We start from the raw sequence: 26,474 nt of genomic DNA, 5'->3' as shown, positions 1-26,474 counted from the left end.
CACCAATCTTTGGGTAATATTTCACCCATTGATTATTTAATAAAAACTGTTCCGGAGTCTCAAATGTGCGTGACGCGTACAATAGCTTGGATTTTGTTTTAATTTAATATATAATTTTTATTGATAATTAGGATTAAAAGTGAAGAAAATAATAGGAATAATACTAGCAGCCGGTAGGGGAACAAGGCTTAACGAAGGTAAACCTTCGGATATACCGAAAGTATTACATTTATTGGGCGGTCGTCCGATGATTCTTTATTGTATAGATACTCTAAAGGAGGCAGGTATTGATGATATTATTTTAGTTGTTGGCCATAAGGGTTACTTAGTCAAGGAAACTGTTGGGAATGACGTTAAATATGCAGTTCAAGATGAACAGTTGGGCACAGCTCATGCTGTTTCTGTAACTAAAGAGTTTGTTTTAGGCAAAGCTGATTATTTTGTTATTCTTAATGGGGATAATCCTTTATTTTCAAAAGAAACAATTTCAAAATTGGTTAATTTATGCATTGAAAGAGACGCTTTTATTTCTTTAGTAACTGTTGCTGCAGATGACCCTAAAGGTTACGGAAGGATTATAAAAAACAAAAGGGGTGGTGTATTAAAGATTGTGGAAGATAAAGATGCAACGACTCAGGAGAAGGCTATAAAAGAAATTAATGCTGGTTGTTATTGTTTTAAAGGTGATTGGCTGTGGGATCATTTGGAAGATATAGAATTGAGTTCACAAGGAGAATACTATCTTACTGATTTAATAGGTATTGCTTTTAAGCAGGGTAAAAAAGTTATGGCTTTGAAAATAAAAAATAGTAAAGAAGCCATAGGTATTAATACTCCCAATCATCTTGATTTAGCAAACAAAGTATTGAAGGAAGTATGAACCGTTATTCAGATGTTGCTATTGTTTTAAAAAGAAAAAGCTTTGGCGAAGCCGATAATCTAATTACTGTTTTTTCTAAAAACCATGGCAAGATAAAACTATTGGCTAAAGGGTCTCGCAAGATAAAAAGTAAATTCATGGGTCATATAGAACCCCTTTGCTTAATTAAGCTTTCGGCAGTTTCTGGTAAGTCTTTTGAAATTCTTACCTCAAGTCAGATAGAAGAAAGTCACCACGAATTAAAAAGCAATTTAAAAAATTTACCGCTGATAAATCTTATTTGTGAGATAACCGACGCGGTAACCTGCGAGAGGCTTTCTAATTATCAAGTATTTAATTTAATAACTAGAGTATTTTCTTCTGGTTTGTGGGGGAATAAGCCGGAATTAATTTCCTTGTTCTATTTTATAAACCTGTTAAAATTTTTGGGATTTGCGCCAAATTTTCATAATTGTGTAAAATGTGACAAAAACGGAATCATTTTTCCTTACTTCAGCTACTACTGGGGAGGTGTTGTATGTCAAGATTGCATTGATAGTTATCCCGGTAAGCGTATTGACGAGGAAACCGTCATGATATTAAAGTTAGTTAATTCATCTACTAATAAGATTTTTAGTATTGTTGATAGATTGCACGACAAAGATACTAAAAAATCATTTAAGATAATCTCTGACTTTTTTATTTATATAATTGAGAAAAAACCCTTATCGCTCAAGTGTGTTGAGGAACATATTTATTAAGTTTAAATCAATCTATATATTTCTTTCTATAGAAATAGGTTAAGTATGCCTTTATCATAGTATTGTGGTCTTATTGAAAAAGATTATTACAAAAATTAGAGATCTTTTGGTTCAAAATAAGATATGGCTCAAAATAGCTGTATTAGTGTTTTTAATATCGATATTCTTGGGAATCATAACTTTCTTTTTTAGACAGTTGCCCACATATCCATTGATATCTGATTCACTTTCTAAAATATCCGATATCGGTAAACAGTCGAAGAATGCCGATTCTTTCGGTCGTTTTCTGTTAATCTACGGAAATAATTTAAGTTCGATGGCCATTATACTTTTTGGCGGTTTTATATTTGGTATTTTTACTTTTATCGGGCTTTTTGCGAATGGGATGATACTGGGTTTTTTTGCTTTCTTCATACTTTTTACGCCACTGCCAAACTTAATAAAAATTATTCTTTTAGCCGCAATTATACCTCATGGGGTTATTGAACTTTCTTTATTGATAATTGTTTCAGCCTGGGGCTTTAAATTGGGTTTTGAGCATCTACTTCCTAAATCCAAAGGAAGAAGACTTAAGGTTTTTATTGATAATTTTAAGAATTCTTTTTGGATATTGCTATTGTTGGTTATAGGTTTAGCCATAGCCGCCTTAATCGAAGTTTTAGATATGAAGATTCTTTAATTTTTGCTAAAATAAACCTATGGAAAAATCTAAGAAACCAAAAACAGCCATAAGTGAGGGCGATCTAAGCTGGAATTTAGCTGATTATAATAAGCGGAAGGAAGATCCTCCAGCTAGAATTAAAAAAAATCCTCTAAAAACAGAAGGCGAATTAATGACCGATGAAGAAATGGAGAATTGGTTCTTACAATCCGTCCAGACATTGAAAGTTATAAAGGAAGAGAACGGAGAAATTTTTATGAGATTGCATGAGGGTTTTATTTCTGATTTGGAATATCTTTTGCGCTTAGGTAAAATAGAAAAAGATGTTGTTGAATTTGGCAAAGAATTAACAAATTTTGATTTTTAGGAAGCAGGCGAAGATGACAAAAGTAACAATGGAAAAAATACAGTCTTTAGCAAAACAAAGAGGATTTATTTTCCCATCCTCAGAAATTTATGGCGGTTTTGCCAATACTTGGGATTACGGCCCATTGGGTGTTGAGTTAAAAAATAATATTAAAAATTCTTGGTGGAAACATTTTGTTCACGATAGAGAAGATATGGTCGGACTGGATTCAGCTATCATTTTAAATCCAAAAGTGTGGGAAGCATCTGGTCACGTCGAGGAATTTGCCGACTTATTGATTGATTGTAAACAATGTAAAGTCAGACTTAGGGCAGATCATGTTGTTGAAGAACAAACAGGCAAAAATGTTGAGGGTTTAAAACCTGAGCAAATTGATGCAGCCATTAAAGAATCAAATGTTAAGTGTCCTAGTTGTAATTCAATGGAATGGACAAGCGCTAGGCCTTTCAATAACTTGTTCAGAACTTTTGTAGGTCCTTTGGAGGAAGATAGATCAGTTGCTTATCTTAGGGGAGAGACAGCCCAAGGGATATTTATTGATTTTAAGATGATCTTGGAAAGTACTAGAAAAAGAATTCCTTTTGGGGTTGGTCAAATAGGTAAATCATTCAGAAATGAAATTACCACCGGTAATTATATTTTTAGGACTAGAGAGTTTGAAATAGCTGAACTGGAATATTTCATAAACCCTAAGACGGACTGGGAGACGATATTTAATGATTGGCTTTCTCATATTTATAAGTTTAGTGAAAAGATTGGGATAGCTAAAAAAAATATTCATGAGAATGATCTTCTAGCAGAGAAGAGAGCTCATTATTCCAAAAAAACAATAGATCTTTATTATGACTATCCCTTTGGCGCAAGTGAAATGTGGGCTATTGCTTACAGAACTGATTACGATTTATCTCGTCATCAAAAATATTCAGGGGTTGATATGTCTTATACTGATCCTATAACCCAAGAAAAATATATTCCTCATGTTATTGAACCGACATTTGGAGTGGATAGAACTATTCTTGCTGTATTGTTGTCGGCTTATGACGAAGAAGAAATTGAATCAGCAAACGGCAAAAAAGAGAAGAGGGTAGTATTGAGATTCAAAAAGGAGTTAGCACCATACAAAATAGCGATTCTACCACTGTCAAAGAATCCTGAGTTGTCTCCTAAAGCAAAAGAAATTTTCGATCTTTTAAAGAAGAATTTTGTTTGCGATTATGATGAAACTCAATCAATAGGGAAGAGATACAGACGGCAAGATGAAATTGGCACACCTTATTGTGTTACCATAGACTTTGAAACTTTAAAAGATAATGCGGTAACTGTTCGTGATAGAGATACAATGAAGCAGGATCGAATAAAAATAGAAGAGCTTGATAGATATTTAAGTGATAAACTAAAGTAATTTTTACTTTTTGAAAAGTACCTAAAATATTTTCTTGTACTTTTGAATGACCAAAAGATACCAAAAGTCAGCACGCTCGTTTGAAAAGACCAAAAACAGGTGTTCTTAAAGCTTACGAACCTGAACGATTTCTAAGAAGAAACCGCTCTCACAAAGAGATGTTATTACTTTTTTTGTTTCGGGTTGAGCAGGTTCTTGTTCCAATAAGAATTGGAACCGCTTTTTAAAAACCTGTTTTCTTAACATCTTTTCAAAATGCGTGCAAGAAAACGAAAATAAATAAAACAAAAAAGATTTGACCCAGCTACTAATGAAAGTTATAATTACTAATTCTTTGATCCTTAAAAAGGTGGGTGAATTTGTTGAGTGGTAAGTTGGAAATTTTGGAATCTGATAAGTTTAAAGGTGCTTTAGATGGTACAGAAAAGCTGGTTTATAATTGGAAGATTGTTGCTATAAGTTCAGGTGAATATGCAATCTTTGTGATGGGCTTAGGTCACCATAGAGATATCTTCGCGATTTAGAAGGAAAAACAAAGGTGATTGTTTAATGCTCGGAGGAGCAGTAATCAAAATTTTAAGAGTAGATTCCATAATTAAAGTAAGCAATCAATCAGCAAGCTTTCCCGAGATGAGTCAAGAAAACTTTAATGCTTTAATAGAGTTATTTAAAAAGGAATTACTAGAAGAATATAATATTGAAATAGTAGATCATATTTTCTAGAAGGAGCTGATCAGATTGGATACAGCTATTATTTTTTTGAACGAATATAAAGAAGTAGTTCCACCAGAAAAAGCAAAGTTTCAAACATTAGGTGATTTGGTAGCAGTAAAAGAAGGGGATCAGTGTGTATTTGTTATAAGGGCAGAACATGAAAACATACTAGATGTCGCTAATTATGTATATGAAGATTATTGTTCTATCAAAAAGAAAGAACGTGATTGTGATAGCGTTCTTGGCGCTGGAAGAATCGCATATGGTTATCAGGGGAATGATCAATTAATAAGTGTATGTAATGGTACAAATATTTGTGGCTTTGAGGAAATGCCCGAAGAACTTTTTAACTCATTAATCGATCTGTTGTATCAACAGTTTTTTGGGATAGAAATTATAACGCATCCTTAAGGAGTTGATTAATATCCAAAAAGCTATAATAGCGATTGCACAGATTGGCTTTTCTTTAGAAGGTAGTGATCAACATATTAGATATATGGGAAAAGCAAAAGAAAAGGGAGCTGATATTATTTGTTTTCCCGAAGACTTTATTAGCATTAATGATGATTATAAAGATTATATACTGGAATTTTTTAGTCCTCTTTGCAAAAAATATGAAATCAACGCAATAATACCGATTGTTACCAAGGATAATGAGGGTTTGCGCAAATCTGCTCTGGTTATTGACAGAAACGGTCATCTTATAGGTATATATAATAAGCAAAACCTCTATGATTGTGAGATAAATGATTTTGTACCAGGTGAAGCTCCAGGAATTTTTGATTTAGATTTTGGAAGAATAGGCATAATTATATGTTTTGATATTTTTTCGCCGGCTGTTATTGCGCAATATGTAAATCAAGGAGTAAAAATAATATTTTGTCCTTCTAATATGGTAGTATCAGACATTCGATACAAAAATCAGCAAATAAATGCCATAAACTCTATATATACAAGTATTGTATTCCAAGCTAAGTGTTTTTTTGTCACCGCAATGCTAAATGAAAAATCTTTAATCGCACAAAGCAAAATAATTTCACCCGAAGGAGTATTATCCAAAACAAGAAATAATCAGAATCGTCTCTTGGTTCAGGAGATTGATATTCAGGGTCTAGTATTACTAGATAGTTTATTATAAATGATACAAAACAATGACTGCCAATAGGTGGTCTTTTTTATATATTTAATCTTTATAGTATTCGTATTAAAATCTAATTATGAGTAAATTACCATTACATATTTCTTCAGGAGGTGTGGTTTATAAAAAAGAAGATGATAAAATATTCATTGCGCTTCTTGGTTGGTTTCGAAAATGGGGACAATTATGGATGTTTCCAAAAGAAACAGTGGAAAATAGTGATGCTAATGGTAGAGATTTTGAAGACGAAGAAACATTAAAAAATGCGGCATGGCGAGCATTAAAAGAAGAGATGAATATTGAGGGGGAAATAGAAAATTATTTAGGTAGTCTTCAAGAATTTACTACAATAGATAAGACTAAAAAAGAACGTCATATACATTATTTTTTATTTAGATATAAATCAGGCGATATGAAGCATTCCTGGGAACATAATGCAGTTAAGTGGTTTACGATCGAAGAAATAGCTAATTTAAGGCTAAAAAAAGGCGAAGATGAGATAGTTCAGAAAGCACTACTTAAAATAGCAACATAGATTCTGATTGTGGATAAGCATAAAAAATAACTAGACCTATTATTATAAACAATTAAATATCTTGCCTTTATGAAGGCAAGATATTTTTTATTAACACTTATTCTATTAGTGGTAGTTTATACTATTGACATGGGGCTTGGTGGTGAATTATAATGTAAATGTGGATAAAAGTGGGGATAAGTGGGGAAAACGGTGGATAAGGATATCTACAGAAAGGTCCAGATGTTTATAGGAGAATACCAACATTCAGTAGACTCAAAAGGCAGAGTAGCAATACCCGCTAAATTTCGTGCAGCCTTGAAAAAAGGAGCAGTCGTAACTAGGGGTTTGGACAAATGTTTGTTTTTATATCCAAAGAAAGATTGGAACGAGCTTGCTGCCAAATTAGCAAATCTTCCAATAAGCCAGAAAGACGCAAGAGCATTTGCCAGGCTTATGTTAGCCGGAGCCATGGATGTTGATGTTGATAAGCAGGGTAGAATCAATTTGCCATCATATTTAAGAGATTATTCAACCGTTAAAAATAATGCAGTTATTACGGGTTTATATAACCGTTTGGAAATTTGGGATAGTAAGGAATGGGAGCAATATAAAAATAATGCAGAGAAAGAAAGCTCAGATATTGCTGAGCACCTAGGAAACCTAGGAGTTTAATTTAAGTTTAAGGGGTCGGCAGTTTAAAAATTTAAAAATTAAAACCATTTGTTCATCTCCTATTTGCTAAAAACAAAAACAAAAATACTGCCGACCATTTAATATTAATGCAAAATCATATACCAGTTCTTTTAAAAAAAGTATTATCAATTTTAAACCCAACTGATGGGATTATAATTGATGCCACACTTGGTCTTGGTGGTCATTCAAAAGAAATTCTAAAAATTTCTAAAGCCTCTGTTATAGGTATGGATCAGGACGGGGAAGCTTTAGAGATTGCCAAGGGAAATCTTAAAGAGTTTAAGGGTAGAGTAAGTTACTACCAGGAAAATTTTAGCAACATTAAAAAAGTTGCTGAGTCTTTAGGAGTCTTGGGCAAAGTCTCTGGAATTATTTTAGATCTAGGGGTATCAAGCCTGCAGATTGATAAATCAGAAAGAGGGTTTAGTTTTCAAAAAGAAGCGCCACTTGATATGAGAATGGATACAAGGAGCGACTTTACCGCTTACGAGATTATCAATAGTTATTCTAAAGAGAGTTTGGTCCAAATTTTTAGAGAATATGGTGAAGAAAGATTTGCTTACAAAATCGTGGACGAAATTATTAACGAGAGACGAAAAACGAAAATTAAGACCACAACTGAATTAGCAAGTTTAATAAAAAGAGTTGTTCCTAAAAAATATGCTTTTGCTAGAATCCATCCTGCAACTAAAGTTTTTCAGGCTTTAAGGATAGCGGTTAACAACGAATTAAATAATCTTCAAAAGGCGTTAGAGGGTTCTTTGGAGGTTTTATTTCCTGAAGGGAAATTAATAGTTATTTCTTTCCACTCTTTGGAAGATCGTATCGTAAAACGTTTTTTCAAAGATATGCAAACGAAATCTATTATTCAGATTTTGACCAAAAAGCCTGTTATTGCTAGCGAGGATGAGATACAAAGCAATCCAAGAAGCAGAAGTGCTAAGTTGAGAGCAATACAAAAAAATTAATAAAAATTAGAAATAAAAGGAGAATAAATCATGGGCAGACTTTTAACAATTACAAGATCAGAAGTAACCGAATTTGGTATTAGAAAATCGGCATATATGCCTCAAGTTAAAGTTGGAAAAAGATCTCTTGGTTTTATTACTATTGTTTTATTTTTAGTTTTGAGTTTATTTTATCTAACTCAGGCTAATCAGATAGCGACTAAAGGATATCAAATTAGAGAACTGGAACTAAAGAAGGCGCAGGCATTAGAGAAACAGGAAAGTTTAAAAATAGAAGCTGCAAGGCTAAGATCAATTAAAGAAATTCAGAATAGTGCTTCTTCTTCACAAATGGTTCCAGCAAGCGAGATTAATTATATTTTCCCAGATAAATCAGTTGCAAAAAAATAAAAACAAAAATATATCAAAAGGCACCTTTAACAGGTGCCTTTTGAGTTAAAAAGTCTTTTACTCGTCTTTTTGTTAACCTATATATAAGTTATAATAATATTATGAGTTATTTAGAACATACAATTCAAAGAAAAAGAATAGGTATATTCTTTGGTTTCATTTTTATTTTTTTCGCGGTTATTATCTTTCGTTTATTTGATCTGCAGGTAATGAGGAATAATATTTATTTAAAAATGGCCGATAAACAACATTGGACCACAAGAAAAATACCGGCTAAGAGAGGTCTAATATATACAACTGATATAAAAACCGGTGAAAAAAATACTTTAGCAACTAATGAAACTCTTAATATGGTTTATGCTGTTCCACGTCAGATTAAGAATAAGGAGGAAGCTTCGAAGAAATTATCAGATATTCTCGGTATAGACAGTAAGGAAATATCCAATCTCATCAATAATGATAAAGTTTATGTGCCAATAAAACATAAGTTAAATAATGAGGAAGTTTCTAAAATTGAAGAATCTGATTTATTGGGTATCATGCTTTCTCCGGAAGAATGGAGGAATTATCCTGAAGGAGAATTAGCCTCTCATGTTGTTGGTTTTATCAATAATGATGGTGAAGGCCAGTATGGTATAGAAAGCTACTTTAATGATCAGCTAAAAGGTAAGTCAGGGGAAGTCACCCTTGAAAAAGATAATTCCGGGAGGCAAATCACTGCTAGCTTAAAACAAGAAAACCCCGTGTTAAATGGACAAGATATAGTTTTAACAATTGATAGAGTAATTCAAAGTTTTGCAGAAGCAGATTTAAAAGATGCAGTAGAGAAGCATAAATCGCCAGGCGGAAGCATTATAGTCATGAATCCTGATAACGGTGATATATGGGCAATGGCTAATTATCCAACCTTTGATCCTAATAAATATAATGAGATTAAAGATTATGAGTTATTTAAAAATTCGGCCATCGCCCATCTCTATGAGCCTGGTTCAATATTTAAGATTTTGACTATGGCGGCAGGCATAGATACCGGGAAGATTTTTCCTAATACTACTTATATTGATACTGGCGAGGTCAAAATTGGCGGTTATACTATTAGAAATGCAAGTAATAAGGTTTACGGGAAAAGAACAATGACTGAGGTATTGGAAAATTCAATTAATACGGGAACAATATTTATCAAAGATACAATTGGTAATGAAGTCTTTTACAATTATATTAAAAATTTTGGTCTTGGGCGAAAAACAGGCATTGGTTTATTAGGTGAAGAAACTGGGGTCTTAAAATCTTTTAAAAGCTGGAAAGATATTAATTTTGCTACGGCTACTTTTGGGCAGGGTATTGCTGTAACTCCATTGCAGTTTATTACGGCTGCTTCAGCTATAGCAAATGGTGGTGAGTTAGTTAATCCCAATATAGTTTCTAGATATATTTTACCTGACGGTAGTACAAAAGAGCCGGAACGAACTAAAAAAAGGGTTATAAAAAAAGAAACTGCCAATATATTAAGTGCAATGATGGTTAGCGTAGTGGAAAAGGGCCACGGTAAAAAAGCTCAAATACCTGGGTTTAGGGTTGCGGGGAAAACAGGGACAGCTCAAATACCTTTAAAAGACGGTAATGGTTATGAAGCTTATAAGAGTATTGGATCTTTTATTCTATTTGTTCCAGCAGAAGATGCTAAATTTATAATTCTAGTTAAAATAGATGAACCGCAAGGCGTTCAATGGGCAGAAAGCACAGCCGCTCCGGTAGCCGGAGAATTAGCAAAAAAGATATTAAATTATTTAGAAATTCCGCCCAATAATAAAGAATAATTATGAAGAAAATAGTTCAATCATTACTGAAATATTTAGCAAAATGGTATTTATCAAAACATAAACCCGAAATTATTGCGATAACTGGTAGTGTTGGTAAAACTACAACAAAAAAGGCAGTATCTATTTTAATCAATGAGAAATTTCAAACCAATCAGCAGTTTGAAAGCGGATATAATACAGAAATTGGAGTCCCTTTATTTATTTTAGGTCAGAAGATTCCAAATCATATAATTTTATGGCCGGTTACTCTTTTGAAGTGTTTATTTTCTGTTTTATCAAGTAATAAACTTGAAAAATTAGTTATAGAAATGGGTACAGAAAAACCGGGCGAAATTTCTTATCTTTTAAGCTTTATTAAACCTAAAATTTCTATTCTTACGGCAATTGCCCCTGCTCATTTAGAAAAATTTGATAATCTTGATAATATCCTAAAAGAAAAAGGGAAAATTATAACAAGCTTAACTACTGACGATACAGCTATTTTAAATTATGATGATTCGCGAGTAATCAGTTTAAAAGATAAGACCAAGGCAAAAGTTATAACTTATGGTTTATCTGATAATGCTGATGTCCAAGCCTTTGACATTAATACTTCTATTAATGGAACTAATTTTAAAATTAGATACAAAAATAAGGAATTTCCGATTTCTGTTAAAACAATCGGTGAACACGTAATTTATTCTTTACTACCCGCGGTTGCAGTTGGTTTTATCTATAACTACACCATAGAGGAGATCCAGAGTATAATTTCTGGTTTTGAATCAGTAAAAGGGAGGATGAATTTAATCTCGGGAATAAACAACAGTATCATAATTGATGATTCTTATAATGCCAGTCCTATATCTGTGAAACAAGCGATTGAAACACTAAATAAAATTGCGTCTGGCAGGAAAATTGCTGTTTTGGGCACTATGAATGAACTTGGTGATTCTTTTACCGAAGAACATAAAAATCTAGGTAGAGAAGCGGCCGACAAAGTAGATTTATTAATTGGAGTGGGAAAAGGAGGCAAGATAATAACCGATGAAGCGAAACTGGTCGGTATGGATTCTAAGGAGATTTTCTTTTGTGATAATTCTATTGACGCGGGATATCTTTTAAAAGGTATTATAAAAAGTGGTGATACTGTTTTGTTGAAAGGGTCGCAAAATAATGTAAGGCTGGAGAAAGCGATAGCAATGATAATGAAAGAGCCGTTTAAGGCTAAAGAATCCCTAGTTAGACAGGAAGGTTTCTGGAAAAAACGATAACTTTTGAGTTATATTTAAATTTATGTTAAATTTTAGGTTAAATCATGGAAATGTCTTATTTATCTAAAGTATATTTTTTCTTATTAATGCCAAAGATCTTTTTGATGACTGCGGTAAGTTTTTGTGTTGCATTACTGTTTACGCCTATCATTACCCATTTTCTATACAAATATAATATTAGGCAACAGATTAGAGAAGAGGCGGTAGACGGGAAGAAGTCTTCTGTTTTTTATTCTTTGCATGAAAGAAAAAAAAATACACCAACAATGGGTGGGATAATAATTTGGGTTTCAGTTTTATTGGTAACTGTTTTATTTAATTTAAGCCGTTCTCAAACATGGCTACCTTTATTTGTTTTGGTATCGGCCGGCATTTTGGGCGTGTTTGACGATTTATTTAATGTTCTAAGCATTGGGGCACAGAAAGGTATTAGAGCTTTAAGAAAACTGGCGCTGCAAATACTTATTGCATCAATTGGCGCCTGGTGGTTTTTTTATAAGCTCGGTTTTCATTCAATTCATATTCCAGGAGTAGGAGATTTCAATATTGGTTGGCTTTATATAATTTTATTTATATTTGTAATGGTTGCATCTATGAATTCCGTAAACATAACTGACGGTTTAGATGGTCTGGCAGCCGGCTTATTGGCAATTGCTTTCGGAGCTTTTGCTATAATTGCCTTTGCAAAGGGCAAGCTGGAATTAGCAGCTTTTTGCGGTAGTATACTAGGTGCTCTTTTAGCCTTTTTATGGTTTAATGTTTATCCGGCAAGATTTTTTATGGGTGATACAGGATCGATGGCATTAGGGGCAACATTAGGGGTAGTTGCTTTATTATTAAATTCCGTGCTAGTTTTACCAATAATAGGATTTGTTTTTGTTATTGAAACCCTTTCTTCTATTATTCAACTTTTTTCAAAGAAATTTTTTAAAAAGAAAATTTTTATAAGTGCACCATTGCATCATCATTTAGAAGCAAAGGGTTGGCCGGAACCTAAAATAACTATGAGGCTTTGGATTATTTCGGCTGTCATGGGCTCTATTGGATTAGTAGTCGGTCTTATAGGTATGGGTGTTCGGTAATACAAACAAATAATTAATCAAGAGAACAATGAGAGAAAAGATAAGAAGTAGAAAATCTGATTATATATTAAGCATTACTGTTTTTGCTCTTCTAATTATCGGTATTATTATGATTTCCAGTGCCAGCGTTGTGCTTTCTTATGAAAAATTTGGAAGTAATAATTATTACGTAATTAGACAAATAGTGAATGCCTTGATAGGTATCGGTTTTCTTATATTTTTTTATTTAATAGATTACCGGAAGTTGAAAAAAATTAGTCCGATTTTTTTGATATTAACAATAATTCTTTTATTATTAGTATTTCTAATCGGATTTCAATATGGTGGTGCTAAAAGATGGTTACATTTTGGTTCTTTTATAAATGTACAACCTACAGAAATTACTAAATTAGCTTATGTTTTATATTTGGCGGCATGGCTTGAGAATAGAGGAGAGAAGCTTCGGGATTTCCAGTACGGTTTAATTCCTTTTGTATTGATGACTGTTTTTATAGCTTTTTTGATCATTCTTCAGCCAGACTTTGGTACCACTCTTGTTATAATACTGACAGCTGCTTCGATGTTTGTAATCGCAGGAGCTAGCTGGCAGCAGATAATTCTCGGTGGTTTTGCCGGATTGGCCGTTGTTTGGCTCCTTATTAAAAGCTCTTCTTACAGATTTGCCAGACTATCAGTTTTTTTAGACCCATCATCTGATACACAAGGTATCGGTTATCATATAAATCAGGCACTTTTAGCAATAGGTTCGGGTGGGTTACTGGGTTTAGGTTTTGGATTAAGCAGGCAAAAATATAATTATTTGCCCGAACCAATGGGAGATTCGATATTTGCAATAATGGCTGAAGAAATAGGGTTTTTAAGAGTTATAATAATTATTTTATTATTTATAGTTTTAGCATATAGAGGTTATCGAATAGCTAGGCTTTCACCTGACACATTTGGCAGATTAACAGCTTTTGGCATAACTACTTGGCTTACTATTCAAGCTGCTATAAATATTGCTGCTATGCTTTCTTTAGTTCCATTAACAGGTATACCTCTTCCATTCATCAGTTATGGGGGTTCTTCTCTGATATCTTCCTTAGCCGGTATCGGTATACTTTTAAATATTTCAAAATTAAGCGTTAAAGGAGAAGTTTATGAAAGTCCTCGTGGTAGCTGGTGGAACAGCCGGTCACATAATTCCCGCTCTATCCATAGCAGAAGAGTTACGTCGAAGAGATAAGAAAGCAAAGATTCTTTTTGTAACAAGTCGAAGTAAAAAGGATGAAATCCTTATTTCGAATAAGGGATTTAAAATTAAAAAAATATTCGCCGGAAAGCTTAGGCGGTATTTTTCCTTTAGTAATTTTACTGACATTTTTTTTATTATTGCCGGCTTTTTCCAGAGCCTTTTTCTCGTAGTAAGATATAAACCGGATATTATTTTCTCAAAAGGTAGCTATGTGTCTCTGCCTGTTGTTGTAGCAGGTAGGATATTAGGAAAAAGAATATTAATACATGAATCAGATTTTTCAATAGGTTTAGCTAATAAATTTTCTCTCCGTTTTGCGGATAAATTGGCAGTTTCTTTTCCGTTGAAATATTATAATAAAAAATTACAGAATAAACTGGTTTTTTCAGGTAATCCTATAAGAAATTTGCATTCCGGCAAAAAGATAAAAGAATCTGTCGATACTTTAGTTATACTGGGCGGAAGTCAAGGCGCTAGGAATATAAACGTTAAAATATTTGCAATCTTAAAAGACTTAATAAATAAGGATATAAAAATTATTCATTTTGTCGGTGATTCTGATTTTCCGTCGGCAAAAAGGTTAAGAACTGGTTTGTTACTTAATGACCAAAAAAACTACGTGCCCTTTTCGAATATTTTTGACGAGAAAGAGTATGGTAAAATATTAAATGAGGCTAAACTTATAATCAGTAGAGCAGGTAGTACAATTTTTGAGATCGCATCTTTATCTAAGCCAGCTATTTTAATACCGCTTTCTGGTCATCAGCAACAGAATGCAAGAATATTGGATAATAATGATGCGGCTATTGTTATTGAAGATAATAATTTGACATCTGAAATCTTAAAAGAAATGATTCTAAGCTTGATAAGTAATCAAACAAAGCTTAATAAGCTAGCAAAAAATATATCTAAATTTTCTACTCGCAATGCTGCAGGAATTATAGTTGATCAGTTGTTCGATATGGTATCTAGGTAATGAAAAGGATATTATTGCTGGCAGATTTACATCAACAAAATTATGTTTTGAAAAATTTAGACAATTTTTTATTTAAAAATAAATTTAGCGGCATTATATTGGCAGGAGATTTGACTAATCGTAACTATAGTTCCTTAGATTATGCCAAAAAATTCGAAGCCGTTATTAAAAAGAACAAACTAACTCTTTTTTATATACCAGGGAATAATGATCATGAAGATGTAATAGACTACTTTGAGCATAATAATTATTCTGTTCATTTAAAGGGTAAACATTTTGGTGGTTTTAAGATAATTGGCATTGGGGGAGTAGATGATGTTTATATGCCTTTAGGGTTTAGTTCTTCTAATTCTATTTTGGTAACTCATATGCCGCCTATTTTATCAAATAAAAATTTCAAAGACGCACCCCCGATTCATATTTTTGGCCATACTCATTTTTGGGAATATTCCAGGAAGCAGGGCTCTACTAGTCTTATACAGCTTAAGGCAGCAATATATAACCGTGCGGCTATTTTGGAATTGCCTAGTCTAAAAGTGCAGTTTATCAATTTTAAAATATGAATAAAGAATATTATTTACAAATTCTAAAGAAATACAAAGTTTCTCAGAATATTATTAATCATAGTTTGGGTGTATACAGGGTCGCTGAAATTTTATCAGACAAATTTATTGATAAGGGATATATAATTAATAAAGAAATTATTTTACAAGCAGCTATTTTACATGATATAGATAAGGAAATCACAAAGGGTGAGCATCAACTTCACGGATTAAGGTCTGCAGAAATATTAAGAGCTGAAGGCATAGATAATAAAGTAGCAGATATTATCAAGAGTCATCCAGCAGATAAAATATTTAGTAGGGGGTTTGAAAAGATTTCTCTTGAAGCAAAAATATTATATTATTCTGATAAAATATTTGAACAATATTTATGTTCAGTTGAGGAGCGAATTTTAAAATGGGAAGAAAAGCATAAGCTCGATAAAAAGCTAATTGTTAGAATGATAGCTGCTGTTAAAAATCTCGAAAGAAATTTATTAAATACAATAAATATAACATTCGAAGATATTAAAAGAGAATTTTCGAAGGTATCTCTTTAATTTTATTTTTATTTCTGTCATTATAAAAATATATTAGTTAATTAGTGAGGTACAAAATGATAAATATGGAAAAAATTGATGAGCTTTCTAAGATTGAAGGCGAAAATTTGATAACTATATATTTGAATGTAAATAAAAAAAATATTTCCCCATTAGTCCTTAAAACTAAAGTCAAAGATCTGTTTAAAGAAACTGATTTTTCAGAGGCAAAGAAAAAGAATATAGAAGATAAAATACTTAATTATTTGTCCGGAATAAATCCAAACACTAAATCAGTTGGGATTTTTGCATCAGAGAATTATTGGTTAACTTGCGGATTGCATGGTGAAATAGGTGACTATCTTTCAGTGGATTATGTTTTTAATCTTAAACCGTTGACTATGTTTCTTTCAGAAGGAAAGAATATAGGCATATTATTGCTAGATAATAAAAGTGCTCGTTTCTTTTCATTGTATCAATGGGAACTGGAAGGCTATAAGCATTTTGAAGATAAAATACTGCCAAGACAAGAGAATGGGGGCTGGTCTCAGGAGTGCTTTGAACATAGGCGAGAAGAATATGTAAAAAGTCATCTTAAAAGATCAGCCGATTTTTTAGTAAAGGCTTATAATTTTTATAAATTTGAACATCTTTTTTTAAGAAAAGATCCTGAAATAACCAATCAATTTATAAACATACTTCCTAAAGAAATAAAGAACAAAATTAGAGGCGAAATAGCTATAGATATGGATACCCCAGCCCAAGGTATAATTTCCAAGGTTATGGAATTAGATAAAAGCGAAGTTAAGAAAGAAGAAACGGGTTTAATAGAACAGCTAGAGAATGCTTTAAAAGACAGAATAAGGCACAGAGCTATTTCGGGTATGGATAACGTTTTTAGTAAGTTTTATGATAATAAAGTTGATTCTTTATTAATCAATGAAGATTTTTCAGAACGAGGTTTCTATTGCCAGTTTTGCGGGTATCTGTCTGTGGAAAATCAATTTTGTCCTTATTGCCAATCAGTTGCTGTTAGAGTCAAAGATATTATTAGTGTATTAATAAAAAAAGCCATAGAGCGCAATATCACTGTTAATATTTTTAAGGACGACCTAGCATTAAAAAGACTAGGGAATATTGCGGCATTTATAAAAGAGTATTGATGAGAATAATTTTGCGTTTCCTAAGCTATTCTTTTTTGGTTCTTTTGATATTTTTTTCTTTGGTTACCTTAGAGTCTCAAAATTATAGTAGTATTTTTTTTACTCGAGAAGAAAAGAGTCAATATACCAAAACGGAAAATACACAGAATAAGGATGATACTAATATTGTAACTTCTGATTTTGATGAAGATAAAGACGCATTAGAAATCGAAGAAATAAGCAAAGAAGAAGAAACTGAAACCATACAGGTAAAAAGAGTTATTGACGGAGACACAATAGTCTTAGATAATAATCAAATAGTGCGTCTAATAGGAATTAATACCCCGGAGAAACATCAAAGATATGGAGCCGAAGCTGCTACTAAATTAAGAGAAATGGTTGAAGCAAAAGATATCATCCTAGAGTATGACAAAGGTAGATATGATAAATACGGAAGATTGCTTGCATATGTATATACAGAAGATCTTTTTATAAATTATGAATTAATAGAGCAAGGATTCGCATATCTTATGGTAATTCCTCCTAACACAAAATATTATGAGGTTTTCCGTAAAGCAAAAGAAGAAGCTAAGTCTAAAAAACTGGGGATATGGAAAAAGTAACTTACGTCGTTTAAATTATTAATAATTGCCCGCCCTCACTTATAGTTTCTGGCGGGCTGAAGTTTCGGTAAGGAATGTATATTCCGAAACATCAGGAGGTAAAATGAAAAATCCAAATCAAAGAGTAGGTATTTTTATTGATGTTCAAAATATGTATCATTCTGCGAAATCATTATATGGGGCGCGTGTTAATTTTTCTGAAATAATTAAATCAGCTTTATCAAAGAGGATGTTAATAAGAGCAATAGCTTATGCAACTAGAGCGCAGATACCCGAAGAGGAGGGTTTTTTTGATGCGCTAAGAAAAGCCGGTATAGAAGTTAAATTAAAAGAACTGCAAACTTTTGTTGGTGGTGTTAAAAAGGGCAATTGGGATGTAGGTATGGCAGTAGATATGATTAAATTATCTTCTAAGCTGGATGTAATAATTTTAGTATCAGGTGATGGAGATTTTGAGTTGGTGCTTGATCATGTGCAAGCGGCAGGATGTAGAGCAGAGGTTGTTTCTTTTAAGAAAAGCACTTCTACAAAACTTATTGAGGCAGCTGATGACTATATTGATCTTGATAAAAATTATTCAAGATATACTATAAATATTCCGCAAAGATCACGGAGAGCCAGAACTTAAGGAATTTATTATTTCTTTATCTTGTAGTATAATAAATAGAGTAATTTTAAATAAATATGAAAATAAAAAAAATATTCCTAGTTTTACTCATTGTATTTTTTGCTACCCCAACCTTTGCAGGTAAGATATGGGAGGCACAAGATTTTCAATCTACTTTTAACGCCGCAAAGAATAATTATCTTAATACGCTTAATGTTTATAAAGAACAGCGCGAACTTTATCTTGATCAGCTGAATCAATTAAAAAGCGAGGAATGCAAAAAAGATAGTCAAGTATGTCAAAGACAGCGCGAGTTAATGGTTGATAGGGCCAAAAGATATCTCTTAAAAGTAAAAGACCATATGGCTAAATATCTAACTTTTGTTAAAACAAGAATAGAAGGTCTTAATATAAATGAAGAAGATAAAAATAAGATAATAGATGAAATTTCTAAAGATTTAGAAGAACTTGATAGCAAAGAAACAGAAATCAATAATCTAACTACTGCAGAACAAGTTAAGGAATTTGCCAAATCCTTCAAAATCTTCTGGGCCAATGAGGAAGTTAAAGTTAAAAAGTATATCGGTTACATAGCGTTTTATAAAGGTGAGCAAGTCGTAAATAGGTTAGAAGAGATAATCACCAAAGTAGATGAGAAAATCAAAGACTTAAACAGCAATGATTACGATACGGCATCTCTTGAAAGTTCTCTTGATAAAATAAAAGAAAAATTAAATACAGCAAAGACCAAGCTCAATGAAGCCAAGGCGATTTTTGATGCTATTACAACCACTGAAAACGCTCCTCAGTTTAACGAGGGTAAAACTAAATTTAAGGAAGCGGCTAAACTTTTAAAAGATGTCCATAGTGATTTGAAAAGTTTTGTTGGTGAAATAAATAGTAGCAAAACAAAGAAATCGGAAAATTCTAGCTCTAGCGCTGGCAATATAACAGTTAAAGGTGAGGGATCCGTAAGTTTTATCGGTAATGGAGAAATTAAAGGTAAAATAGGTAATAATGATTTTGACGGCACGCTTATTATTTTAGATAAAGCCAAGGATGCTAAAGTAGAAATATTCGGTAAGGGCGATAAAGCAGAGTTTGCTGATGGCAGAGTTCAGTATAAAGGTCTCGATCAAGTTCAGATTAAAGGAAGTGATTTAGTTATAGAAATATCATCACAATTTATTGATATTTCTATTAATGGAAAAGGATCTTTAGTCTTAAAAGGCGACGGTTTATATAAGACTAAAAATGGTGAGTGGACTGATATTTCAGGTGATGAAAATAAATTAGAAATTTAATTTTTTAGGAGATATAAATTGAGAGACATATTACCGCCAAAAAATTATAAAAGAAATATTTTAGAAGCTAAAAAGCCAAATGTAAAACAAGATCCACAGGTGAGTAATTTTACGGTTACACAACAAGAGCCGTCTAAAAAGAAATTGCGCGGATTATTGATTTTTCTCTTTTTGATCTTAATTATATTAGCCGGATTCGCAACCTATTATTATTTATATTTAAATCAAAATAATTCTACTATTTCTAATAGCGAACCCCAAAAAAATGAAAGCAATACTCAGTCTACGGAAGTTAACACAATGATTAGCGACTTGGACGAGTCTATCCAGGGGTTGGATCAGGATGAAACTGATTTAGATTTCCCAGCAATAGATTTAAATATTGATTTTTAATCTTTTAAAATAAACTTTTTGAAAGCTCTTTTAACGGAGCTTTTTTAGTAAATTTAATACTCGAAAGAGTATAATTGATGTATGAAGCTTATTCAGGATAAAATTTTATTCCCCGATATTTTATGGCAGAGACCTCTTAATATTTATAAGCGAGCCTTAGGTAATGTTTTAATAATAGCAGGATCCAAAGGCATGGCTGGCGCAGCAGCATTAACCCTTGAGGCTGCATATCGTTCCGGGGTTGGTCTTGCGACCCTTGGTTTTCCGGAAGGATTAACTGTTATTTATAAAAAGCTTCTCCCCGAAGCAATGACAATGTCTTTGCCCGAAACACCGTCAGGTTCACTTAGCATTAAGGCAAAGGATGCTATTTTGGCGAATATAAATGATTTTGACTGTTTAGTAATAGGCCCGGGCTTATCCTTAAATTCAGAAACCATGCAGTTAGTTTGGGAATTATTTTTTATTGTCGAGAAACCTATCATTCTTGATGCCGATGGAATCAATGCCATTTCCTCTGGGTTTAAAGTTATTAAAGAAGTAAAAAAGGCGGGTGATATCGTAGAATTTTTGAAAGAAAGAAAGAGTAAAACAATAATTACTCCTCATGCGGGCGAGGCTCTAAAAATTATAAGAGCTATTAGAAAAAAAGGTGAGTATCATAAGATAACTAGCGATTATATTGATAAAAACAAAGCAGAGATCGCAGAGTTTATTGCTGATCGTTTAAATTTCATTACTGTACTGAAGGGAAATAATACTGTTATTGCCGCAAATAGCAAAACAGTGATTAATAAAACCGGAAATCCAGGTATGGCAACAGCAGGATCGGGCGATATTTTAGCTGGTACAATTGGCGTTTTTGTCTCCCAGAATTTAAAAAATATATTTGAGGCAACCGCCACCGCAGTTTATTTGCATGGGCTTGCAGGCGACATAGCGGCCCAAAAAATAGGCCAGCGCTCAATGATTGCCTCGGATATTATTAAATATTTGCCGTTTGCTATAAGAACAGCAGAAAGTCAATTAGATCATAAATAGATTGCAAGATTTGACTTATTTTTTTGATTTCCTTATACTTTTATAATGCTCTTTAAAAATTGAAGGGAGTTGATTACCTTGCTAAAAGAGCGCCTTGATCTTAAAGAAGCTATTACTTCTTTAATCATTTTAGCGGCCATAGGTTTTATAGCTGCTTTTGGAAAACTAATACTAGGCGGCATGTTGTCTGGTATGTTGATAATGAATAATAGAATTGATGTTGATTCTTTATTAACAGCCGTGTTAGCGATTCTATTTGTTATATTATTGGTTATGTCATTTAATCCAGTTAGATTTTTAGCCAGTTTTTACCTAAAAGATAAGATAAAAAATAACCAAGAGTTATTTAATAGGATCATACCTGGATGTTTACTGTTTGTTTACACATTCCCTATTTATTATTTGATTGCTAGAAGATCTGGTAACGGCGAAGAATCATTTAGTTTTTTTGGTTCTCCGTTGGTTATGATTAACTGGGCAACTGATTATCGTTTTACAGGGTTATTTGATTTTGTTAATTGGATTGCTCTGATTTGGGGTGTAGGTATTTTTGTTTATTGTATTATTTATACCTTGCCGTTAATAAGAATTTACAGCGAAGGTATAGCTGATCGGGCTATAGAAAAAACATCAAAGTTGCCCGAACAAAAATCTGAGGATAGTACTCTGAATAATGTCTCTTGAGGGAGTGATTAAAGATGCAGAGGCGGTTGTTGTTCACTTTAGGCATAATTTTTGTATTTGTTATAGGATTTATCTTTCTTTTGAATGTTCTTCAGAAGGTTGAGTATAAGTATCCAATTGAATCTCAAGATGAAACTATCGCTTACAAAACACAAAGAATAACTGACAATAATTTATGGGAAGGCGAAGAAAAGAAAGCTAGAGAAGGGGAAGAAGGCATTAAAACGCATTTTACGTATTTCGAAGAAAAATATGTAAATGATAAGCAGGAATATCGAAAGGAAATAAACCCTATTGGGAAACCCAAAGAAAAGGTTACCAAGAAGCCGACTTCTGAGCTTATTAGATACGGAACCAAAAAAGGCTATTCAACTGGATATATATGGAAGATACATGAAGAAAGCAGCATTGGTACCTATTTTTGTGATTTTGAAATATCAGTTGAGAAATTATTGTTAGAAGAGAACAATCTTGTAGTATATGTAAAATTTAAAAATCTGCCTGGTACAATATTACAGGAATATAACTATGGTCCAGTAGGAGGTTTTAGATTACATTTAGGTGATTACTCTGTATCCTGTGATTATCCACAGCCTGGAAAGGAAAATGAGATTAAAGTAGAAGCTCCTTGGGTTAGTATATGGCCAAAGGAATATCGATTAGGTTTAGATGCAGAAGAACGTATGAAAGAAATTTCTTTAGACAAATTTTGGGTTGGTACTATACCTAAATAATCAAACTAAAATAATTATATTATTATACGCTTTAACTACGCTTAAAGCGTTTTTTTATACCTAAAAATTTTATAACTATAAGATTTGTCTAATTTTTTGGTGGTTGTATAATAAGCGTAAGGAGATTAATCAATGAAGAAAAAATCACTCATCCTTTTATCATTAATTAGTTTAATCGTTATCGGATCTGTCGCCGGTTATTTTATTTACCAAAATTACATAAATAAAAATTCTCAGAATGAAACGGTTAATGAACAGCCAAAAGACGAAACAGCGAATTGGAAAACATATAAAAATGAGAAATATGGTTTTGAAATAAAATATCCATCCAATTTATTTCTTAATGAATCAGATATTACGGAAATAGTTGATGGTTCTAGGCCGGTTGTTGATATGCCTTCAAGAAATATTGGAGCTCCGCTAGAGATGGAGGTTAATGATTACTGGATATCTATAGTTAGCTATCAAAAAGATCAAGAAGGCAATTTAGAAAGTTGGGTTAGAGAAAAGATTAAAGAATGGCCAACTTGGGAGAATACAAACCCCCTCATGGGTACAGAAAATTATAATGGAAAAAATATGGTTAAAGTAGGAACAACCCAGCTTAAGAGAGAAGGATCAGAGGCTGGTTTTGTCTCTAACTATTATGTTGAAAAAAATAAAAATGTTTTTGAAATTGAACTGTTGACTTTAACAGAAAATACTAACATAAAATATTTATCGATCCTTGATAATATAGCAAGAAGCTTTAAATAGGAGGCGGTATGAATGAAAATAGTACAAAGGAGATTAATCGATGAATAAGAAAATGGTTTTTGGACTTTTATTTTTAATCTTCATAATCGGCTTAGGTATCACGATATTTATAAAGATTAGTACTAACAAAAAATCAAACTCAGAGAAAGTGGATGAAGTTGAGTTAAAGCCTGTTGATAGAACATGGAATCTTTATACTAACCGTAAGTTGGGATTTTCAATGAAAATACCAAAAGAAGTAAATTCCCCTTTTGGGGCATGTGAATTGAATGATAAAAAAGACTCGTATATCTATAAATATTCAGTCGTGCCATTAAAAATAACTGAAACTAGTGATGCTGTTGATGTAACGACCAGTTATTACTATGAACTATTAGAACGGCAAGGAAGTAGCTTTACGGGTTATAAGTATCTGGATTGTAAGAAAAGGGATCTTAGTGGGGGGGGTTGGCGAATTATAGTTAAAAATGTTTCCAACGATAAGGAAATAGATAATTTTATTAAATCCCAGATGGATAAAATAGGAGGTGGTAGTTGTTTTGGTATTGGTAAAAAAACTCCAGCAAAACAAAAGGGCGTTTATGATATTGAAATCAAAGGCGACGGCAAAGATTTAGAAGAATCAAGCTGCCCAGTAAATTTTGCTTACGCGCTTGAATACTACCCGGCAAAAAATAAAATTGCTTATTGGTTTTTAGGACAAGAGGCTACTTTTTACAAAGATGGTGATTCGAATTATTATGATGATGAAATGTCAGACAGTTTTAGCTTTATTGAATAAAGTTAATTATAATTAGAAATAATTTGAACTTTGAAAATTTGGTAAAGGAGTTGATTGTGAATGAAGAGGATATTTTTATTTATAGTTTTGATTATGATTATAGTTTTTGGGGTTAGCTCAATTTCTTTAGCTTTGGAAAATCCTAAGATAGTGGAAGTAGCCAAGAAATACGAAGGGGTTACTTTTCTAAAACCAAAAAGTAAGAAAGATCCTGCCGGACAATGTAAATGGTTTGTTCAGAAAACAATAAGAGAAGCAGGCGGTAAACTAGCGGCAGGTTATCGTTATTGTTATTTAGATATTGGTTTTGAAATTAGTGCCAATGATGCAACAGCAGGAGATATTATTCAATTAGATGATCCTAATAAAAATCATAATGAGAAGATTGATAGGAATAAAAATGGAAAGCAAGATAACTATACTCCGCCAATGCACACAGCTATTGTTCTAGAAAATCTTGGTAATAATAAATTTAAAGTTGTTGATTCAAACCGCATCAAAATATTAACTGTAGCAATTAGTGATTGGAATCCTTACAAACAAGCAGGGGATAAATTAGATGTTCATTTCTATCGCTTGGGTGATATCCCCCAACCCCCGCTTCCGCCTCAACTCCCGAAAGAAGAGCAGGTAACCGCAAAAAACATTACAGCCGTAGTCGGAATAGACGATACGGGCAGTATGTTTTATAACGATCCGGAAGACAAACGGTTGGCAGCAGCTAAATTCTTCATTGATCTTATGTCTTCAGGTGACAAACTCAGCATTTTTAAATTCGGTGTTACATCAAAATTTTACCATTCTCTAGTTACTTTATCTGATAAAAATAAAGAAAGAATAAGGAATTCATTATACGTAAATTCTAATGAAGGTACTGATATGGATCTGGCATTTAATACGGCATTTGATGAGATAGAGAACGATAAAAGCAATAATCCAAAATACTTTATCCTACTTACGGATGGAGCTCATCGTCCAAAAATGGATATGGATATACCATATAAAAACTCCCACAAAAAACTTTGGGATAATAATTATAAAATATATGGGATATTTCTGAGGAGCCCCAAATCACCCACCATTAAAAGTGTTATTGATCCAGGCTTTGTTCCTGATCCTGATTTTTTAAAAAATGTTTGCGGTGAAAAAGACGGAAAGGGTAATTTTTTTGAAGCGCCTACTAACCAAAATTTACAGCAGATTTATTCAGAAATATCAAAACAAGTTCAGGGACAAAAAACAGCTTTTGATTCAAAGCCTTTTTTGCTAAAACCAGACGAAACTAAAGAACTATCTTTTGTTGTTCCTAAAGGAAGTTCAAGTTTGCAGGTTATAACAAATTGGCAGGGAAGCACTTTTGCAACATCCCTATATTCAGATGGGAATGAGCTTATAGGTTCTTCTATAACCGGCCCGAATTATCAGATAATAAATATTGAGGACATTCCGGATATCATAGGACAATCTATTATTGCTAAAGTAAAAGCTGTTGATGTGTCATCAGAAGGCGAAGAAGCCAGACTAACTGTTAGAAACAAGTTAGATGAGACTTTACCCATAGTTAGCCTTAGCGCTCCAGAAATATCAAGAAATCCTACCATAAAGATAAGCGCCAATGATAATATAGGTATAAATAAGGTTAGCGCTTACTTTATAAAAGAAGGAAGCTGGAGAAAAATATGCAGTAACAAGGAATCTAGGCTATCGCAAAAATTAAATCTGGGGGATGGGATTTATACCGTTAAAGCAGAAGCATTAGATAAAGCAGGTAATCAATCATCTGTCTATCAAAATATTGTAATTGATAAAACAAAGCCTGTTGTTAAATATTCATTAAAAAATCCTAGCTGGATTAGTCAGGGTAATATAAAAATTACAGCAGAAGATCCTAATTTCAAATCTCTGGAAGTCAAAAATGGTAAGAAAATTACCGCCCTATATAAAAAAAATTGCTTAGATTTAAAAGTAGACAGTAATGATAAGATTTTTATAAAAGCAACTGATAAAGCAGGCAATATTCAGACAAAGACTGTATTAATCAATAACAGCTGGTGGCAGTTGTTAAAACAATCAATTTTAGATACTTTTCACATAATTTCCGTAAGGTTAGCAAAATTAAGCTAACCTTTTTTATTTTGTATAGAGGGCTTTACAAATCTTTGTATCTAAAATAGGTAGTTGTAATTAATCCTGAAATCTTTTAAAATACAAACTGTATTAAGGAATAAAAATGGATAAAAAAGAACTTAAAGAAATATTACAAGGGCAAACAGAAGAGATTAAAAGACATAACCAAGTTTTAGAAGAAAATTTTAAATCTCACGTGCGTTTTATTGCCGAACAATATTCTTCTTTAGAAAAGAAAATCACAGCTACTTTTGAAGTAGTTGGGGAGATAAAAGAAGATGTTGAATAAGTTACGAAACATTTGAGACTCCTGCAAATAACTAAGGAGTTTCCAATATGCATATCAAAGCCTTGTGGTATAAGACTAAT

The 26,474-nt window shown here is 32.5% G+C and carries 30 protein-coding genes; all 30 read left to right on the top strand.

Features of this window, described 5'->3' with window-relative positions; translation table 11 throughout:
• Positions 1-139: 139 nt before the first annotated feature.
• Positions 140-880: a hypothetical protein gene (locus COX95_04170; protein PIZ85465.1), complete on the top strand. Its 741-nt coding sequence runs from the start codon at positions 140-142 to the stop codon at positions 878-880.
• A complete protein-coding gene (recO, locus tag COX95_04165) occupies positions 877-1,620 on the top strand; it encodes a DNA repair protein RecO (protein PIZ85464.1) in 744 nt (247 codons plus the stop codon). Before COX95_04170 ends, recO begins: the two co-directional genes overlap by 4 nt.
• A gap of 61 nt (positions 1,621-1,681) precedes the next feature.
• The gene (locus COX95_04160; protein ID PIZ85463.1) at positions 1,682-2,299 is read left to right on the top strand and encodes a hypothetical protein; all 618 of its coding nucleotides are present in this window, start codon (positions 1,682-1,684) and stop codon (positions 2,297-2,299) included.
• 19 nt (positions 2,300-2,318) lie between these two features.
• The gene (locus COX95_04155) at positions 2,319-2,648 is read left to right on the top strand and encodes a hypothetical protein (GenBank protein ID PIZ85462.1); all 330 of its coding nucleotides are present in this window, start codon (positions 2,319-2,321) and stop codon (positions 2,646-2,648) included.
• A 13-nt stretch (positions 2,649-2,661) separates the two neighbouring features.
• Complete coding sequence (locus COX95_04150) at positions 2,662-4,050, top strand: glycine--tRNA ligase (protein PIZ85461.1); 1,389 nt, start codon at positions 2,662-2,664, stop codon at positions 4,048-4,050.
• Between the two features lie 738 nt (positions 4,051-4,788).
• Positions 4,789-5,175, top strand: a complete 387-nt coding sequence (locus COX95_04145; GenBank protein PIZ85460.1) for a hypothetical protein — start codon at positions 4,789-4,791, stop codon at positions 5,173-5,175.
• Positions 5,168-5,902: a hypothetical protein gene (locus COX95_04140; protein ID PIZ85459.1), complete on the top strand. Its 735-nt coding sequence runs from the start codon at positions 5,168-5,170 to the stop codon at positions 5,900-5,902. The genes COX95_04145 and COX95_04140 overlap by 8 nt, the downstream gene beginning before the upstream one ends.
• Positions 5,903-5,981: 79 nt before the next feature.
• Entirely contained in the window at positions 5,982-6,437 is a 456-nt protein-coding gene (locus tag COX95_04135; GenBank protein PIZ85458.1) for a hypothetical protein, read from the top strand.
• A 222-nt stretch (positions 6,438-6,659) separates the two neighbouring features.
• The gene (locus COX95_04130) at positions 6,660-7,091 is read left to right on the top strand and encodes a cell division/cell wall cluster transcriptional repressor MraZ (protein ID PIZ85466.1); all 432 of its coding nucleotides are present in this window, start codon (positions 6,660-6,662) and stop codon (positions 7,089-7,091) included.
• Between the two features lie 107 nt (positions 7,092-7,198).
• Positions 7,199-8,080, top strand: coding sequence for a 16S rRNA (cytosine(1402)-N(4))-methyltransferase (locus COX95_04125; protein PIZ85457.1), 882 nt, complete (start codon positions 7,199-7,201; stop codon positions 8,078-8,080).
• Positions 8,081-8,110: 30 nt separating this feature from the next.
• Positions 8,111-8,470: a hypothetical protein gene (locus COX95_04120; GenBank protein PIZ85456.1), complete on the top strand. Its 360-nt coding sequence runs from the start codon at positions 8,111-8,113 to the stop codon at positions 8,468-8,470.
• A gap of 101 nt (positions 8,471-8,571) precedes the next feature.
• Positions 8,572-10,287, top strand: coding sequence for a hypothetical protein (locus tag COX95_04115; protein ID PIZ85455.1), 1,716 nt, complete (start codon positions 8,572-8,574; stop codon positions 10,285-10,287).
• A gap of 2 nt (positions 10,288-10,289) precedes the next feature.
• A complete protein-coding gene (locus COX95_04110; protein PIZ85454.1) occupies positions 10,290-11,540 on the top strand; it encodes a hypothetical protein in 1,251 nt (416 codons plus the stop codon).
• A 44-nt stretch (positions 11,541-11,584) separates the two neighbouring features.
• Positions 11,585-12,622 (top strand): phospho-N-acetylmuramoyl-pentapeptide-transferase, encoded by a 1,038-nt coding sequence (locus COX95_04105; GenBank protein ID PIZ85453.1) that lies wholly within the window; start codon positions 11,585-11,587, stop codon positions 12,620-12,622.
• A gap of 28 nt (positions 12,623-12,650) precedes the next feature.
• Entirely contained in the window at positions 12,651-13,847 is a 1,197-nt protein-coding gene (gene ftsW, locus COX95_04100; GenBank protein ID PIZ85452.1) for a putative lipid II flippase FtsW, read from the top strand.
• Complete coding sequence (locus COX95_04095) at positions 13,762-14,832, top strand: hypothetical protein (protein PIZ85451.1); 1,071 nt, start codon at positions 13,762-13,764, stop codon at positions 14,830-14,832. Before ftsW ends, COX95_04095 begins: the two co-directional genes overlap by 86 nt.
• A complete protein-coding gene (locus COX95_04090) occupies positions 14,832-15,395 on the top strand; it encodes a hypothetical protein (protein PIZ85450.1) in 564 nt (187 codons plus the stop codon). Before COX95_04095 ends, COX95_04090 begins: the two co-directional genes overlap by 1 nt.
• Positions 15,392-15,934 (top strand): hypothetical protein, encoded by a 543-nt coding sequence (locus COX95_04085; protein ID PIZ85449.1) that lies wholly within the window; start codon positions 15,392-15,394, stop codon positions 15,932-15,934. Before COX95_04090 ends, COX95_04085 begins: the two co-directional genes overlap by 4 nt.
• Before the next feature lie 56 nt (positions 15,935-15,990).
• Positions 15,991-17,076 carry a hypothetical protein gene (locus tag COX95_04080; GenBank protein PIZ85448.1) on the top strand — a complete coding sequence of 362 codons (1,086 nt, stop codon included), beginning with the start codon at positions 15,991-15,993 and terminating at the stop codon, positions 17,074-17,076.
• Positions 17,076-17,678: a hypothetical protein gene (locus tag COX95_04075; GenBank protein ID PIZ85447.1), complete on the top strand. Its 603-nt coding sequence runs from the start codon at positions 17,076-17,078 to the stop codon at positions 17,676-17,678. Before COX95_04080 ends, COX95_04075 begins: the two co-directional genes overlap by 1 nt.
• Before the next feature lie 103 nt (positions 17,679-17,781).
• Entirely contained in the window at positions 17,782-18,306 is a 525-nt protein-coding gene (locus COX95_04070; protein ID PIZ85446.1) for a hypothetical protein, read from the top strand.
• 56 nt (positions 18,307-18,362) lie between these two features.
• The gene (locus tag COX95_04065) at positions 18,363-19,589 is read left to right on the top strand and encodes a hypothetical protein (GenBank protein ID PIZ85445.1); all 1,227 of its coding nucleotides are present in this window, start codon (positions 18,363-18,365) and stop codon (positions 19,587-19,589) included.
• A gap of 18 nt (positions 19,590-19,607) precedes the next feature.
• Complete coding sequence (locus COX95_04060) at positions 19,608-19,982, top strand: hypothetical protein (protein PIZ85444.1); 375 nt, start codon at positions 19,608-19,610, stop codon at positions 19,980-19,982.
• An 81-nt stretch (positions 19,983-20,063) separates the two neighbouring features.
• Positions 20,064-21,023 (top strand): NAD(P)H-hydrate dehydratase, encoded by a 960-nt coding sequence (locus tag COX95_04055; GenBank protein ID PIZ85443.1) that lies wholly within the window; start codon positions 20,064-20,066, stop codon positions 21,021-21,023.
• 78 nt (positions 21,024-21,101) lie between these two features.
• Positions 21,102-21,707 (top strand): hypothetical protein, encoded by a 606-nt coding sequence (locus COX95_04050; protein PIZ85442.1) that lies wholly within the window; start codon positions 21,102-21,104, stop codon positions 21,705-21,707.
• Between the two features lie 14 nt (positions 21,708-21,721).
• Positions 21,722-22,441 (top strand): hypothetical protein, encoded by a 720-nt coding sequence (locus COX95_04045; GenBank protein ID PIZ85441.1) that lies wholly within the window; start codon positions 21,722-21,724, stop codon positions 22,439-22,441.
• Between the two features lie 132 nt (positions 22,442-22,573).
• Positions 22,574-23,197, top strand: a complete 624-nt coding sequence (locus COX95_04040; protein ID PIZ85440.1) for a hypothetical protein — start codon at positions 22,574-22,576, stop codon at positions 23,195-23,197.
• A 40-nt stretch (positions 23,198-23,237) separates the two neighbouring features.
• On the top strand, positions 23,238-23,978 hold the full coding sequence (locus COX95_04035) for a hypothetical protein (protein PIZ85439.1): 741 nt from the start codon (positions 23,238-23,240) through the stop codon (positions 23,976-23,978).
• Between the two features lie 60 nt (positions 23,979-24,038).
• The gene (locus tag COX95_04030; protein PIZ85438.1) at positions 24,039-26,102 is read left to right on the top strand and encodes a hypothetical protein; all 2,064 of its coding nucleotides are present in this window, start codon (positions 24,039-24,041) and stop codon (positions 26,100-26,102) included.
• Positions 26,103-26,208: 106 nt separating this feature from the next.
• Complete coding sequence (locus tag COX95_04025; protein PIZ85437.1) at positions 26,209-26,394, top strand: hypothetical protein; 186 nt, start codon at positions 26,209-26,211, stop codon at positions 26,392-26,394.
• Positions 26,395-26,474 lie beyond the last annotated feature (80 nt).

The organism is bacterium CG_4_10_14_0_2_um_filter_33_32, assembly GCA_002792735.1.
Taxonomy (GTDB): Bacteria; Patescibacteriota; CPR2_A; order CG2-30-33-46; family CG2-30-33-46; genus CG2-30-33-46.
Note: the sequence above shows the minus strand (reverse complement) of the source record. Positions and strands in the feature narration are given on the sequence as shown.